We start from the raw sequence: 14,180 nt of genomic DNA on the forward strand, positions 1-14,180 counted from the left end.
CAACGCGACAGAAGCCGCTACCACAGTAGGCTCAGTTACCCTTTCTGTGGCAGTGGCCCGATCAGCATGACCATTTGGCGGCCTTCCATCTTGGGGAAGTTTTCCACTTTGCCTGCTTCTTTGGTGTCTTCTGCAACCCGTTCCAGCAATTCGCGACCCAGGTTCTGGTGCGCCATTTCTCGACCACGGAAGCGCAGGGTGATTTTCACCTTGTCGCCGTTTTCCAGAAACTTGAACACATTGCGCATTTTCACTTCGTAATCATTGGTGTCCGTGTTTGGACGGAACTTCACCTCTTTGATTTCGATGATCTTTTGTTTCTTGCGGGCCTCGGCTTCGCGTTTTTGTGTCTCATATTTGAACTTGCCAAAATCCATGATCTTGCACACAGGTGGATTGGCATTGGGCGAAATTTCGACCAGATCAAGCCCTGCCTCGTCTGCCATAACCATGGCGCGGGCGGGCGTTACGACACCTACGTTTTCCCCATCAGCGCCAATCAGGCGAATTTCGTTGGAGCGGATTTTGTCGTTGATGCGCGGGCCGGTGTCACGTTGTGGCGGCGCGTTATGAGGTCTGCGAGCGATGGTGGTCTTCCTTCGGTGGTTTTGATGCGAATGATTGATATTGAGGCCGCAAGGTAAACCTGCCGCGACCGGTCTGCAAGCCGCAATATAAGCTGTCTTGCGCCGAAAGTGGCTATTTTCCCCCTTGAACCTTTCCATCTAAGAGCGCATCTGACACCCACAATTGTGAACGACACGGCCACCATCAGGTGCGCATGCTGTGTCGAGACTGTCTGAGGGGACTTGAGTTATGAAAAATCTGTTGTGGATCGTTGTGGCCGCTGCTGTCGCAGGTGGGGCATATTTGCTCTATTCCGGCAAAACACCAACCGAAGCGTTGAACGAAGCGGCCGAGGCTGTGAATGCCCCTGAGGCCCTTGAAAGTGCATCCGACGTTGTTGGCGATGCAGTTGAGGCCACCGAGGGCGCTGTTGAAGGTGCTGTCGATGCAGCCACCGAAGCGGCGGACGCTGTGGCAGATGCCGCAACCGATGCAGCCGAAGGTGCTGCCGATGCCGTGGATACAGCCGTTGACGCTGCAACGGATACAGCGGCTGCAGCTGCGGAAACTGCCGGTGACGCCGTTGATGCGGCCACAGACGCGGCAAGTGACGCAGTCGACGCGGTTACTGAAACAGCATCCGACGCTGTGGATACAGCAACTGAAGCCGCATCCGATGCGGTTGATGCGGTCACAGACACAGCATCCGATGCTGCAGACGCGGCAACAGAAACAGCCACAGATGCGGTAGAAGCAACAACTGATGCAGTTGCAGATACGGCAGACGCTGTGACGGAAACTGCCACAGATGCCACAGAAACAGCAACAGACGCTGCAACTGATGCTGCGGAAGCTGCAACAGATACGGCTTCTGAGGCCGCTGACGCCACTGCTGACGCGGTTCAGTCGACAACGGAAGCTGCCACAGACACGGCCTCTGAGGCTGCAGACGCGACAGCTGATGTTGCAACAGACGCCACCGAAACTGCTACAGGTGCTGCGGAAGCAACAGCGGACGCTGCCACGGAGACAGCATCTGAGGCCGCCGACGCAACAACAGAAGCTGTAGACGCAACAGCAGATGCTGCGGCAGACACTGCAACGGAAGCGGCTGAAGCGACAACCGAAGCTGCCGAAGCAACAACCGAATCTGCAACAGAGGCAACAACGGAAGCCGCAGATGCGACGACTGAAGCTGCTACTGAAGCAGCCTCTGGAGGAATGGCAGATTTGCTGACACCCGAAGGCTTCGACTTCGACAAAGTTGTTGAAATGGTTGAAGGTTCCGAGATGGGCGCATTCCAGAAAACAGCTTTGAAAACGTCATTGGAAAAAGCACGTGACAACCCGGAAGTGCTGGAAACTGTACTGGGCAAAATCAAAGAAGCTATGGGCCTCTAAGCCTTAAACACCTTACAAAAGCTGATGAAATCGCGTTCCCAAGGGGGCGCGATTTTTTTGTTGTGATCGACGCACGGGTTCATGCAAACTAGCGCCCAAAGGGGTAGGTTATGGCGAAGTGGGTATTGCGACGAATGTCAGGGTATTGCGGCGCCATGATGATGGGGCGTGATCTGAATGACATGACGCCAAGTGACTTCGACTTTGTAAAGCAAGCGTTGTTTGAGCATGGTGTTGTTGTTTTGCCGGATCAGCATCTGTCGCAAGACGCCCATATCGCGGTTGCCGAGGCCTTTGGACCGATAGAGGTCAATCGGTTTTTCACCCCTGTAGATGACCACCCGATGATCGCAGAAGTCCGTACCACGTCAGTTCAGACTGCGGTGATCGGTGGCACGTGGCATACCGATCATTCTTATGATGCCGCCCCTGCAATGTGTTCCATTCTATCAGCGCAAAAATTGCCGCCCTATGGCGGGGATACGCATTTTGCGTCCATGACTGCGGCCTATCACGGGTTGTCGCCCGGATTGGGGCAACTTCTAGGGGGCTTGAAGGCGTGGCATTCCGACAGCAGCTTTGCAGACAGTCAATTGGGTTTAAACGAAAATCCGGATGCATTCCGTTATCCGGTGTTACATCCTGTGGTCGTACGGCATCCACAAACCGGTGCGCCGTGTTTGTATGTGAATGGTGATTTCACCACCCACTTCGAGGGTTGGAGCCGCGAAGAAAGTGCGCCTTTGTTGGCGTATCTTTATGCACATGCAACCCAACCGATTTTCACCTGTCGGGTGCAATGGCGTCCGGGCATGGTTGCGATTTGGGACAACCGCTTGGTGCAGCATTATGCAACGGCTGACTATGCGGGCCACGACCGCTTGATGCACCGGATTACCGTTCAGGGTGTGCCATTGTCAGGTTTGTAGGCACCCAGATTTTTTTAAAAAATCTGGGCCGGAAAAATTTGATTTTTCCGAGCGTCTCACCCGACGAACGCTTTTTCCACAACATAGTGTTTGGGATCTGAATTCGCGCCTTCTTCCAGCCCGAACCCTTCCATGATCTCTTTAATATCTGTGTTCAGTCCCATTGATCCACACACCATTGCACGGTCTGTGTCCGCCGAAATACCGTCGATGCCGAGGTCTTTGAACACGGTCCCATCTTTCAACAGCGTCGTGATCCGCCCCATTTTCGGGCTTTGTTCGCGTGTGGTAGTCGGGTAATAGCGGATTTTGGCAAGGTTCTCGGCGCCGATCAGTTCTTGCATCAGCTCATCCGATTGCAGATCTTCGATCAGTTTGCGGCTGTATTCCAGCTCAGCCACATCGCGGCAGGTGTGGGTGATGATAACCTCGTCGTAGTCTTCATAGGTTTGCGGTTCACGCAGCAGCGATGCGAAAGGCGCAAAGCCGGTGCCGGTTGAAAAGAACCAGATCCGTTTGCCAGGCAACAACGCGTCATGCACCAAAGTGCCCACGGGTTTTGGGCGCAGGATGATTTCATCGCCGACCTTGATATGTTGCAATTTGGAGGTCAGTGGACCGTCCTGCACTTTGATGGAATAGAATTCCAATTCTTCGTCCCATGCAGGCGACGCGATGGAATAGGCGCGCAGCAGCGGTTTTTGCTTGCCTGTTTCGGGGTGTGGATCCCCCATTAATCCGATCATCACAAATTCACCTGACCGAAAGCGCAAAGACGCCGGCCGTGTCACACGAAAGGAAAACAGACGGTCCGTCCAGTGGGTCACTGCTGTGACAGTTTGGGCGTCAGGAAGGGTCGGGGCCTTTGCGGCGGTCGCTGTGTTCACGGGTGTTTGCTCGGTCATGTCTATGTCAACGCAGATTTACACCTGCGCCTCCTTGGTAGCTAGAAAAATGTGGAACGGAAAGGGGACGTTTAGCCGCGCAATCGGGCCTGATAATCGTTCGCCGTCCAATCGCTGCGGAACTGCCATTGGGATTGCGGTTGTCGGGCGGCGAGGTCCTGAGTGATCTCAACCTCGTCAAAGCCCACGCGCCGCGCCATTGCGTATTGGTCTGCAATGACGTGGCCCCGCGCACGCAAACGTCCGGTGTAGCCTTTCAGCCGCAACATCCGCGCGATGGTAAAGCCGCGCCCGTCAGCAAAACTGGGAAAGTCCACACGCACCATTTCCAGGCTTGGAGTGATCTGGATGTCATCGGGGTTGATGTCGGATGGCACATCAAGAGCAACCACATCATTGGCCGTATCGCCAAATGCCGTGTAGCCCCGCGTCCAGGTTTCGGGGGCAAAACCTTCGTCTGTCACGATGATCGTCATTGTATATCTCCTGAGTGCGGCACGTTGTCTACCGCTGGGGTCCGCACCATTTTTCCGTCTACAAAATGGATGCCACATTCTTCTTTTTCCGTTTCGCGCCAACGTCCTGCGCGAGGGTCTTCGCCTTCGGCGACAGGGGTTGTGCAAGGTGCGCATCCGATAGAGGGGTAGCCTTTGGCCACAAGCGGGTGGCGCGGCAGTTGCGTCGCTTTCATGTAGCGGATGGTGTCTTGCGCCGACCATAAGGCCAGCGGGTTGACCTTGAGGCGGTTTGTTTCTGTTTCGACCTCAAACATATTCAGCCGTTGGCGTGTGCCTGATTGATGCCGTTTTCGGCCAGTGATCCAACCACCATACTGCGTCAGCGCCTTTTGCAAGGGGGCCGTTTTGCGCAAAGTGCAGCAGGCGTTGGTGTCGGTTTTGTGCAATGTGCCATTCGGGTCGAGGATCTTTGAATCTTCCGCCCTAATGACATGCAGGTTTGTCAGGCCCAGTAATTCAGCCACGCGCTTTTGATGCTCAAGTGTTTCGTCAAACAACATTTCAGTGTCCACGAACAACACCGGTACATCGGGTTTAACCTTGGCAGCCAATTGCAACAGCACAACTGAATCTGCGCCAAAGCTGGACACCAATGCGATGTTCGGGACCTCACGAAAGGCGGCATCCAGCACTTCTGCTGCGCCTGCGTGGGCGTAGCGGGCATTCAGCTGCGCCGCACGCCCTGCGCTGATTGCGAGGCCGGAGCCTCCGGCGGAGGTTTTTTTGGCGAGATGAAGCCGGGGATCAGGCTGCATTGGCGGCCTGCGCTTCCGGGTAAAGGGCCGCTTTGAAGGGGGCCATGCCGAGGCGGCGGTAGGTTGCGATAAATTCTTCGCCTTCATTGCGCACATCGAGATAAGTTTCGACGATCCGCTCAATGGCGGGGATCAGGTCCTCGGCTGCAAATCCGGGGCCTGCGCGGTCGCCTACTTTTGCGGTTTCGGTGTGGTCGCCGCCCAGAGTGATCTGGTAATTTTCCACGCCTGCGCGGTCCAGTCCTAGGATGCCAATGTGACCGACATGGTGGTGCCCACAGGCGTTGATGCAGCCGGAAATTTTGATTTTCAGGTTGCCGATTTCATGTTCGAGCTTGAGTTCGTCAAAGCGCGTCGCGATTTCCTGAGCGATCGGGATTGAGCGCGCAGTGGCCAGTGCGCAATAATCCATGCCGGGGCAGGCGATGATGTCGCTGATCAGCCCGATATTGGCCGTTGCGAGGTCTTGTGCCTTCAGGGCTGCGTGGATGCTGGGCAGGTCGGATTTATGCACATGCGGCAGGATCACGTTTTGCTCGTGGCTGATACGCAATTCATCGTGCCCGAAGCGTTTGGCAAGATCCGCCATCAGGCGCATTTGTGTGGCGGAGGCGTCACCCGGTGTTGCGCCATGTTTTTTCAGGCTGATCGACACGATGGAATAGCCATCCGCCTTATGCGCCGTGATGTTTGTGTCGGCCCATGCGCGGAACACCGGATCGCGGTGGTAGGCGTCCTTGAACGTGGCTTCGGATTTTTGCACAAATTCCGGTGCTGCGAATTGCGCTTTGTATTCGGCCAGCTTTTGCTGGTCGATGCCCGAGAACGTGCCCTTGAGGATCGCGAAACGATCTTCCACCAAGCGTCGGATTTCGTCGATGCCGTGTTCGTGCACGGTGATCTTGATCCGCGCTTTGTATTTGTTGTCGCGACGGCCGATCTGGTTCCAGACCGATACGATCGCCTCGAGATAGGGCAACAGGTCTTCTTGGGGCAGGAAGTCGGTGATGACTTTGCCGATCATGGGCGTACGGCCAAGGCCTCCGCCGACAAGCACTTCGAACCCTGCCAGACCGTCCTTTTCGACCATTCGCAGCCCGATGTCATGCGCACGCGTTACGGCGCGGTCATTGGGGGAACCGGTGATCGCGATCTTGAACTTGCGCGGCATGAACTGGAATTCGGGGTGATCAGTCGACCATTGGCGGATCAGTTCGGCCACGGGGCGGGGATCGGCGATTTCATCCGCTGCCGCCCCTGCAAAATGGTCTGCCGTCACGTTGCGGATCGTGTTGCCAGAGGTCTGGATGGCATGCATCCCGACCTTGCCAAGCGCGTCCAGCATGTCTGGCACATCTTTCAGTTCGGGCCAGTTGTACTGGATGTTTTGACGGGTTGTGAAGTGGCCGTAGCCCTTGTCCCATTTTTCGGAAATATCCGCGAGTACACGCATTTGGGCGGAATTCAGCGTGCCATAGGGAATGGCCACGCGCAGCATATAGGCGTGCAGTTGCAGATAAAGGCCGTTCATCAAACGCAGGGGTTTGAATTCATCTTCGGTTAGGGAGCCATCAAGGCGGCGTTCGACCTGAGCGCGGAACTGGGCATTGCGGGATGCGATGAAATCGGTGTCGAATTCGGAATACTGATACATCTTATGCGACCTCTTGTTTGCCGTGGTTGTAGTTGGATGGCCCCTTGGCCCGGAAAGATTCGCGGAAATGGGTTGTGGTGGGCAGGCCATCGATGACTTGGGTGTCTGCCAGATAGACGCCCACAACGCTGTTCGCCTGTTGGCTGCCTTCGATCAGGCGCAGGTCTGCGTGGGCTTCGTCCGTGAGGACCTCAGCGTCCGCCAGATCACGCGACCAGCCGTCGAGCGTTTGGTAGATCACATCGCCTTTGAGCAGGTCGTTGGCGGTGACGATTTTGGGTGTGAACGCTTTAGGCATTATGCAAATTCCCGTGTGATAAGTGTGGCGGCGGCTTCTGAAGCGGCACGTGGCGCGAGGCCATAGAATGTGAGAGCAGGGCCGGACATTTCGGCGTCGGCCAGATCGGCAGGCAGATGCGCCAGCGTCGTGGACAGCACGCGTTGATCGGGGCGCGATGCGTTTTCGATTACGGTGACGGGCGTGTTTTGATCTGCGCCATGCATGATCAGGCGGCCTTGCACGAAACGCGCGGATTTCTTGCCCATATAGATGGCGGCGACCTGATCGGGTTTAGCCAAAGCCGCCCAATCGTGATCTGCGAACCCTTGCATGTCGTGGCCTGTCAGGAAGCGGACCGACGCATTGCGGCCACGGCGTGTCAGGCTTTGACCGATACTGGCGACGGCAGCGGAGGCCGCAGTGATACCTGGCACAATGTGCCACCCGATGTCTGCTGCGGTCACTGCATCTATTTCTTCATCCAACCGTCCAAAGACGGTGCTGTCACCGGATTTCAAACGCACGACTTGTGCGCCGGATTGCCCATGTTCCACCAAAAGATCATTGATGACTTCTTGGGGGGTGGAGGGGCCAAAGCCTTCTTTGCCCACATCCAGCATGATTGCTTCGCGCCGCGCGAGTTCAAGGATTTCGGGGCTAATGAGGCGGTCGTAAATGACCACGTCGGCCTCGTCCAAGGCTTTGCGGGCTTTCAGTGTTAGCAATTCAGGATCGCCGGGGCCTGCGCCGACAAAGGCAATGTGGCCTGTCCGGGCCTTACGGTTCAGGTGATCGTCCAGAAGCGCGTCCAACGCGGGTTGCACGGCTTTGACGCCATCGGTCATGGCGGCGGGGCCTGCATTGAAGTAGTAATCGCGCCAGAAATCGCGACGTGCACGGCCAAAGGGCAGTTCGTAGGACATCTTGCGGAAGGTCTTGCCGATGCGGGCCAGTGTGCCAAGCGTGCTGGGCAGCTTTTCTTCCAGATCCGCCTTGATGGCGCGGGCCAACACAGGCGCTGCGCCCTCGGTGCCGATGGCGATGGTTACAGGGTCGCGGTCCACGATGGCGGGGGTGATGAATTGGCTGTCTTCAAGGTTGTCGACCACATTGACCAAAGCGCCGTCTGCATGGGCGATGGTGGCGGTGCGTTTGTCTTCAACCGCGTCTTCGTCCGCTGCATAGAATAGGGCTGCACACATGGCGTCGCCAGGCTCCATCGCGCGGGGTATCAGGGTTAGTTTGCCTTGCGCGGCCCATGTTTTGATCTCGGGGGCGGCGTCGGGGCTGAACACATTGATATGGGCTGTCGTTTTCAAAAGTAGACGCAGCTTTGCAAGGGCAGCATCCCCACCGCCAGACAACACGATGCGCCGACCTGCTGTGGCCAGAAAAATAGGAAAGTGGTCCATGTGCAGCACCTGTGTTGGTTGTTTGACTTGACCCTCAATATAGGAAATATTCCCGATATGTTGCTAGTGCGCAGCTTAGATAAGGACGTTTGTTCCAGGCAGTCGCCGGAATAGAACGCCTGTACCGTGATTTGAGGATGAAGCGAATGAACGTTCGGATAGATGATGTAGACAGGAAAATCCTTGGGGCCTTGCAGCGCGACGCAAGCCAGTCTTTGGATGAAATTGCAAAGGAAGTTGGCAGTTCCAAGACCCCTGTATGGAATCGTATCCGTAAGTTGAAAGAGGCCGGTGTGATCGGCCAACAGACGGTTTTTCTGGATGCAGAGGCTTTGGGCTTTGAGGCGTGTTTCTTTGTTTTGATTCGTACATCCGAGCATGAAGCAGATTGGCAGGCAAAATTTCTAAAAGCGCTGCGCGACCGTGCCGAGGTGCAAGAAGCGCACCGTTTGGCGGGCGACATCGATTACATTCTGAAAGTGCGCGTGAAAAACGCCCGCGCCTACGACGCATTCTATCAGGCTTTGATCGGTGAAGTGCGCGTGCACAACGTCACGGCGCTGTTGTCTATGGAAGAAATCAAATCCACGACCATGTTGCCGCTTTAAGAGGTGACCATCAACGCCTTGAGCTGGTGAAAATGGTAGGTGTTGGCAAATTCGGGCGTGGCCGCCAAGGCAAGGTCCGGGTGTGCATCAAACAACATTGGCAGGGCGACGTGCATTTCCAACCTTGCCAATGGAGCCCCGACGCAAAAGTGCACGCCACCCCCAAAAGCCAAATGGGCAGGTGTTTTGCGGATCGGGTCAAACGTGTCGGGGGCGTTCAAAAGGGCGGGGTCACGGCCTGCGGCACCCAGCATCAGCGCAACCTGCTGACCCGCCTTCAAAATATGCCCGCCTAGATTGATGTCTTCGTACGCAAAGCGCGTGAACATGTGCAAGGGTGGGTCAAAACGCAACAGCTCTTCTGTGGTGTTGGCGATTGCATCCGGGGCCAAGGCAGCCCTGTCGGTGGTGTGTTCCAACAGCGTTTTTACAGCCAAGCCCAAACTGTGCACCGTTGCTTCGTGTCCGGCGTTCAAAAGCAAAACGCACGTGCCGATCAATTCATCCGTGTTCAGTTTTTCGCCGTCTTCTTCTGCTGCAATCAATCGGGTGATCAGATCGTCGGCAGGGTAATTGCGTTTCACTTTGATATAGTCGCGCAAATAGCTGTTAAATTCGGCAGCGGCGGTGTTTGCTGCGTGTTCCGTATCAACCGTTCGGCTGGCTTGATACATGGCCACCATCGCACTTGACCAGCGCAACAGATCAGGGGCGTGGGCTTCGGGCACGCCCAACAGGCGGACGATGACGCGCACAGGCACTTGGCTGCAATAGGCCGGCAAAAGGTCGAATGCACCGCGTGGAAACGCCGCGATCAGGTCGGTGCAAATGTCGCGAATATCGGGGGCCAGGTTTGCCACCCGTTTCGATGTAAAGGCGCGCAAAACCAATGACCGCAAACGCGTGTGGCGGTCGCCTTCCATATCCAGCATCGAATGTTTCTCAATAGCATCAAAGGCTTGCAAATGGTCTTGGGATGGGGCGCTTTGATCCATAGGTCTGGCGCGTCCCAACCGTTTGTCCCGCAACAGGGCGTGGACCGTTGCATGGTCGAAGGCCGCCAGCATGTTGTAGTCTTGCCAAAAGTGCACAGGCCCAAGGGCACGGGTTCTGGTGTAAAACGGATATGGGTTTTGCACAAAATCGGGGTCTAGCGGGGATTGAACAAGCAAGGTCATGTCTTATCCATGGCGTGTTGCGCACTGGATGACTATGGCCTTCTTTGGGCTTTCGCGGGCTTTGTGTGCAAAACAACCCATTTGATCAAGAAGGACGACGGATGACTTAACGCGATGTGTCGAATGCCAGCCGTGCGGCCAACGTAGCAAAAACAGTGCCCAGTGCATACTGAGACCATTTCGCAAGCATGCCGCTTTGCGAAAAACTGTGACTGACCCGGCTTGCCGCAAGGATCACCGCGCCGTTGACGAAAAAGCCAATGCCGTTCAGAACCGTGGCCAGCACCATAATCTGCAAAGCGACGGATCCGGACAAAGGTGTCACAAACTGCGGAAACAAAGCCAAAACAAAAATAGCCATTTTGGGGTTCAATAAGTTCGTCAGAAATCCTTGCCGGAACATAAGGGTAGCTGTTTGGTTGATCCGTTTTTTAGTCGTTTTCGGATTGGTCGGCGCGTTGGCGGTAAAGGCGCACCATGCAAGATACAACAAATATGCAGCGCCGATGTAGCGCACGATGTCATAGGCGACGGGAACTGCCAAAAACAGCTGGGACAGGCCCAACGCCGCGGCCAAAGCGTGAAAATAGGTGCCCGCTGCGATCCCGGCCCATGTGGCCAGCCCAGCGACACGGCCTTGCGCGGCACTTCGTGACGCAATCAGCAGCATGTCGGGCCCCGGTGTCATGGTCAAAGCAAGTGCTGCGGTTGCAAAAAGCAATAAGGTAGAAAGCTCTGGCATCGGTGATGTCCCAAATGACCGTTCTGTTAAACTCTATGCCGCCACAGCGTATGGGGCAACGATGGTTTGTGTCTTTAGCGCAGTGTCCTTGCCGCCCATGCCGCTTGTAGGCTGGCCTTTGCACATGGCTTTGTTAGGATGTGGCAATGGGGCAGGGGATTTTTCAAAGACTGGTGATTGCGTTCGGCTTTGGCGTGGTGGTTCTGGCCATCTCGGTGGGGGTGTGGCGCTACGGGTACGTTCAGGCCTTGGGACAGCTGTCGCGTCAGGGGGCTGTGGATCTCGCTTTGGCGGCGGATCGGCTTACGGGACAATTGCAGCGCTACCGCGAATTGGCAGTTCTGACGGCGGACCGCCCTGTTGCCGCCCAAATTGCAGGTGGCATCGTCGATACCGTGACGCGGACGCGGCTTTTGGAGATTGTCGATAAAACGGGCGCTTTGGATGTGATGGTTGTGGACACGGATGGTTTTGTGTTGGCATCGGCACGCGGTGTGGACAGTCTGGATCTGAGTGCGCAGCCTTTTGTGCGTCGTGCCATGCAAGGGGCACTGGGACGTGCGCATGGGCTGCGTGCCCCTTTTGATCGAAGGGCTTATTACTACGCGGCCCCTATATTTTCGGGGGCGGGCACCGTGCAGGGCGCTGTGGTGGTGGCGGCAGACATAGCGGCCATCGAATGGGATTGGGTTGGGTCCAACCCGCCTGTTTTTTTCACCGACGACACAGGCGAAGTCTTCATTTCAAATCGCTCTGAACTGGTGTTCTGGCAACGCCGCGAAGATCAACCGGGATTGCGGCCGGCATCTGGCACTGCCCCTGCCTTTAACAGTTATCTGTTAGGGCCACATGAGGTCTGGCAATTGGGGTGGGGTCCGTATTTGCCTGCCAATGCGTTACATATCACGCGCGATTTGCCAGTGATTGGAATGACCGGCGAAGTGTTGATGGATGTCTCGCCGGCGCGCCGCCTTGCAATGTTGCAAGCGGCAGCTGTCGCGGCCTTGTGTTTGGCCTTTGGGGCCGTTTTGTTTGTGGCGACCGAACGCAGACGCACATTGGCGCAGGCCAATGCGTTATTGGAAGCCCGCGTGGCCGAACGCACCACAGAGCTGGAACGCAGCAACGCCCAGCTGCGTTTTGAGGCAACAGAGCGGGAAGAAGCGCAAGCCGCATTGGCGCAGGCGCAATCCGATCTGGTGCAAGCAGGCAAGCTCAGCGCTTTGGGGCAGATGAGCGCAGGCATCAGCCACGAATTGAACCAGCCCCTGATGGCAATCCGGTCATTTGCGGAAAATGGCGTCGAATTCATGGCCCGTGACAAGCCCGAACGGGCCGCGGAAAACTTGACCCGCATTTCGGAATTGGCGCGGCGCATGGGGCGCATTATCAAAAATTTACGGGCTTTTGCGCGGCAGGAAAGCGAAAGCCTTGTGCGGGTGGACGTGGGCGCAGTCTTGGTGTCGGCGCTTGAGCTGACGGAGGCGCGAATGCGCACTTGTGGTGTTGTGTTGCAGGTGAACCGTCCCGACCACCCTGTCTACGTGCGTGGCGGCGAAGTCCGTTTGGGGCAGGTGTTTGTAAACCTGATCAGCAATGCGGCCGACGCGATGCAAGACAGTGCAGAAAAGCAGCTAACGATACATATTGTCCAAGGCGGAGCATCAACTGGTGGCGGGAACCCGGATGGGCGCGGTGCCGTGACAGTGACCTTCGAAGACACCGGCCCGGGTATTTCAGTGCCTGACAAAGTGTTCGACCCGTTCTATTCGACCAAAGAAGTCGGTGCGTCAGAAGGCATGGGGTTGGGCCTGTCGATTTCTTACGGCATCGTGCAAAGCTTTGGGGGCGAAATTCGCGGCACCAACACTGACAAAGGCGCTGTCTTCGCGGTGCATTTGGATCACTGGCAAGAGGATGACAAGATAACATGACACGATCTGTTCTTGTGGTGGATGATGATGCAGCCGTGCGGGACGCGGTGTCGCAAACGCTGGAACTGGCCGATCTTGATCCAATGCCTGTGGGGTCTTTTGTCGCCGCCAAAGACCACATCAACAGGGGCTTTGACGGGGTCATCTTGTCTGACATCCGCATGCCTGGGCGCGACGGATTTCATCTTTTGGATTATGCCCATGCCCAAGACCCTGATCTGCCTGTGATCTTGCTGACAGGGGAAGGTGATATTCCGATGGCGGTGCAGGCCATGGGGCAGGGTGCTTTTGATTTTCTGGAAAAACCCTGCGCGCCCAGTGATTTGTTGGCAGTTCTTGAGCGGGCTTTGAAAACACGCGCATTGGTTTTGGAAAACCGTCGTCTGACGGAATTGGTGGAAACAGGTGATCCCGCGGCGCGCATGTTGTTTGGATCATCTGATCTGGCAGAAGCGATGCGCACGCGGGTGCGCCGGTTTGCACAATTGGATGCAGATGTGCTTGTGACCGGTGCGACCGGCACGGGCATTTCCAAAGTGGCAGAGGTGATCCATCTGTCATCCACACGGTCCAAAGCGCCATTTGTGAAACAGGCCGCGGCCGATTTGAACGTGCCGCATCTGGAAGCGGCGCTGCAAGACGCACAAGGCGGCAGCTTGTTTCTGGATGAAATCGCCCTGTTGCCGGCCAACACGCAATTGTATCTGGCAGAAGTGCTTGAAGGTAGCGCGAAAGCGCGTCTGCTGGCGGGCAGCACGCGTGATCTGGACGATGTTGTGGCCCAAGGCCGCTTGAATGCAGACCTTTATTACCGCGTCAACACCATGACTGTGCGCATCCCTTCATTGGCAGAGCGCCCCGAAGACATTCCCGTCCTGTTTCGCCATTACGTGGCCCAAGCCAGCGAACAGGCAGGCTTGCAAGCCCCGGATATAAGCCCGGATTTTGAAGCCACATTGATGGCGCAAAACTGGCCCGGAAACGCGCGATCGCTGATGAGTGCGGCGATGCGGTTTGTTTTGGGCATGCCGGAAGACGTCACGGAAGCCACTGATCTGGGACTAAGCGAACAGATGGCGCGGGTAGAGCGGTCATTGCTGATTGCTGCCTTGGGGCGGCACAACGGGATGGCGGCCCGCGCGGCTGAAGGGTTAAAGCTGCCGCGTAAAACCTTCTACGATAAATTGAAACGCTACGGGATTCGCGCCGAAGACTACCGGCGCTAACATTTGTGCGGATTTTCGCACAAATGCAGGACGGTTTGTGCGAAAATCCGCACCAGCAGAAGGCTGCCACT

14 protein-coding genes are annotated in these 14,180 nt (G+C 56.3%); 5 read left to right on the forward strand and 9 right to left on the reverse strand.

The features are described 5' to 3' along the window. Positions 1-35 precede the first annotated feature (35 nt). Entirely contained in the window at positions 36-725 is a 690-nt protein-coding gene (infC, locus tag ASD8599_RS08290; protein WP_245925975.1) for a translation initiation factor IF-3, read from the reverse strand. 91 nt (positions 726-816) lie between these two features. Here infC and ASD8599_RS08295 point away from each other — a divergent pair, with 91 nt between their 5' ends. Next, positions 817-1,968, forward strand: coding sequence for a hypothetical protein (locus tag ASD8599_RS08295; RefSeq protein ID WP_108828093.1), 1,152 nt, complete (start codon positions 817-819; stop codon positions 1,966-1,968). A 110-nt stretch (positions 1,969-2,078) separates the two neighbouring features. Next, on the forward strand, positions 2,079-2,897 hold the full coding sequence (locus ASD8599_RS08300; protein ID WP_108828094.1) for a TauD/TfdA dioxygenase family protein: 819 nt from the start codon (positions 2,079-2,081) through the stop codon (positions 2,895-2,897). Positions 2,898-2,953: 56 nt separating this feature from the next. On the opposite strand, the gene ASD8599_RS08305 is transcribed toward ASD8599_RS08300, so the two are convergent. From ASD8599_RS08305 to cysG, 6 genes are all read right to left on the reverse strand, one after another. Beyond that, positions 2,954-3,802: a ferredoxin--NADP reductase gene (locus ASD8599_RS08305; RefSeq protein ID WP_108828095.1), complete on the reverse strand. Its 849-nt coding sequence runs from the start codon at positions 3,800-3,802 to the stop codon at positions 2,954-2,956. Between the two features lie 71 nt (positions 3,803-3,873). Next, positions 3,874-4,278: a DUF934 domain-containing protein gene (locus ASD8599_RS08310; protein WP_108828096.1), complete on the reverse strand. Its 405-nt coding sequence runs from the start codon at positions 4,276-4,278 to the stop codon at positions 3,874-3,876. Further along, the gene (locus ASD8599_RS08315; protein ID WP_108828097.1) at positions 4,275-5,075 is read right to left on the reverse strand and encodes a phosphoadenylyl-sulfate reductase; all 801 of its coding nucleotides are present in this window, start codon (positions 5,073-5,075) and stop codon (positions 4,275-4,277) included. The genes ASD8599_RS08310 and ASD8599_RS08315 overlap by 4 nt, the downstream gene beginning before the upstream one ends. Next, entirely contained in the window at positions 5,065-6,729 is a 1,665-nt protein-coding gene (locus tag ASD8599_RS08320) for a nitrite/sulfite reductase (RefSeq protein ID WP_108828098.1), read from the reverse strand. The genes ASD8599_RS08315 and ASD8599_RS08320 overlap by 11 nt, the downstream gene beginning before the upstream one ends. 1 nt (position 6,730) lies before the next feature. Next, on the reverse strand, positions 6,731-7,027 hold the full coding sequence (locus tag ASD8599_RS08325; RefSeq protein ID WP_108828099.1) for a DUF2849 domain-containing protein: 297 nt from the start codon (positions 7,025-7,027) through the stop codon (positions 6,731-6,733). After that, positions 7,027-8,421 carry a siroheme synthase CysG gene (gene cysG / locus ASD8599_RS08330; protein ID WP_108828100.1) on the reverse strand — a complete coding sequence of 465 codons (1,395 nt, stop codon included), beginning with the start codon at positions 8,419-8,421 and terminating at the stop codon, positions 7,027-7,029. The genes ASD8599_RS08325 and cysG overlap by 1 nt, the downstream gene beginning before the upstream one ends. Before the next feature lie 146 nt (positions 8,422-8,567). Here cysG and ASD8599_RS08335 point away from each other — a divergent pair, with 146 nt between their 5' ends. After that, on the forward strand, positions 8,568-9,029 hold the full coding sequence (locus tag ASD8599_RS08335) for an Lrp/AsnC family transcriptional regulator (RefSeq protein WP_108828101.1): 462 nt from the start codon (positions 8,568-8,570) through the stop codon (positions 9,027-9,029). On the opposite strand, the gene ASD8599_RS08340 is transcribed toward ASD8599_RS08335, so the two are convergent. Further along, positions 9,026-10,207 (reverse strand): cytochrome P450, encoded by a 1,182-nt coding sequence (locus ASD8599_RS08340; RefSeq protein WP_108828102.1) that lies wholly within the window; start codon positions 10,205-10,207, stop codon positions 9,026-9,028. The two genes, ASD8599_RS08335 and ASD8599_RS08340, sit on opposite strands and share 4 nt — an antisense overlap. A gap of 106 nt (positions 10,208-10,313) precedes the next feature. Beyond that, positions 10,314-10,949 (reverse strand): LysE family translocator, encoded by a 636-nt coding sequence (locus ASD8599_RS08345; protein ID WP_108828103.1) that lies wholly within the window; start codon positions 10,947-10,949, stop codon positions 10,314-10,316. A gap of 146 nt (positions 10,950-11,095) precedes the next feature. On the opposite strand from ASD8599_RS08345, the gene ASD8599_RS08350 reads away from it, so the two are divergent. Both ASD8599_RS08350 and ASD8599_RS08355 read left to right on the forward strand, forming a co-directional pair. Then, on the forward strand, positions 11,096-12,883 hold the full coding sequence (locus tag ASD8599_RS08350) for a sensor histidine kinase (protein WP_108828104.1): 1,788 nt from the start codon (positions 11,096-11,098) through the stop codon (positions 12,881-12,883). Continuing rightward, positions 12,880-14,109, forward strand: coding sequence for a sigma-54-dependent transcriptional regulator (locus ASD8599_RS08355; RefSeq protein ID WP_108828105.1), 1,230 nt, complete (start codon positions 12,880-12,882; stop codon positions 14,107-14,109). Before ASD8599_RS08350 ends, ASD8599_RS08355 begins: the two co-directional genes overlap by 4 nt. Positions 14,110-14,180 lie beyond the last annotated feature (71 nt).

The organism is Ascidiaceihabitans donghaensis, assembly GCF_900302465.1.
In the GTDB taxonomy this organism is placed as follows: domain Bacteria; phylum Pseudomonadota; class Alphaproteobacteria; order Rhodobacterales; family Rhodobacteraceae; genus Ascidiaceihabitans; species Ascidiaceihabitans donghaensis.

Coding starts and splice junctions, on each gene's coding strand:
- ASD8599_RS08325 (WP_108828099.1), bottom strand. CDS start 7,027: ATGCCTAAAGCGTTCACACCCAAAATCGTCACCGCCAACGACCTGCTC.
- ASD8599_RS08340 (WP_108828102.1), bottom strand. CDS start 10,207: ATGACCTTGCTTGTTCAATCCCCGCTAGACCCCGATTTTGTGCAAAAC.
- cysG (WP_108828100.1), bottom strand. CDS start 8,421: ATGGACCACTTTCCTATTTTTCTGGCCACAGCAGGTCGGCGCATCGTG.
- ASD8599_RS08310 (WP_108828096.1), bottom strand. CDS start 4,278: ATGACGATCATCGTGACAGACGAAGGTTTTGCCCCCGAAACCTGGACG.
- ASD8599_RS08300 (WP_108828094.1), top strand. CDS start 2,079: ATGGCGAAGTGGGTATTGCGACGAATGTCAGGGTATTGCGGCGCCATG.
- ASD8599_RS08315 (WP_108828097.1), bottom strand. CDS start 5,075: ATGCAGCCTGATCCCCGGCTTCATCTCGCCAAAAAAACCTCCGCCGGA.
- ASD8599_RS08320 (WP_108828098.1), bottom strand. CDS start 6,729: ATGTATCAGTATTCCGAATTCGACACCGATTTCATCGCATCCCGCAAT.
- ASD8599_RS08350 (WP_108828104.1), top strand. CDS start 11,096: ATGGGGCAGGGGATTTTTCAAAGACTGGTGATTGCGTTCGGCTTTGGC.
- ASD8599_RS08355 (WP_108828105.1), top strand. CDS start 12,880: ATGACACGATCTGTTCTTGTGGTGGATGATGATGCAGCCGTGCGGGAC.
- ASD8599_RS08305 (WP_108828095.1), bottom strand. CDS start 3,802: ATGACCGAGCAAACACCCGTGAACACAGCGACCGCCGCAAAGGCCCCG.
- infC (WP_245925975.1), bottom strand. CDS start 725: ATGGAAAGGTTCAAGGGGGAAAATAGCCACTTTCGGCGCAAGACAGCT.
- ASD8599_RS08345 (WP_108828103.1), bottom strand. CDS start 10,949: ATGCCAGAGCTTTCTACCTTATTGCTTTTTGCAACCGCAGCACTTGCT.
- ASD8599_RS08335 (WP_108828101.1), top strand. CDS start 8,568: ATGAACGTTCGGATAGATGATGTAGACAGGAAAATCCTTGGGGCCTTG.
- ASD8599_RS08295 (WP_108828093.1), top strand. CDS start 817: ATGAAAAATCTGTTGTGGATCGTTGTGGCCGCTGCTGTCGCAGGTGGG.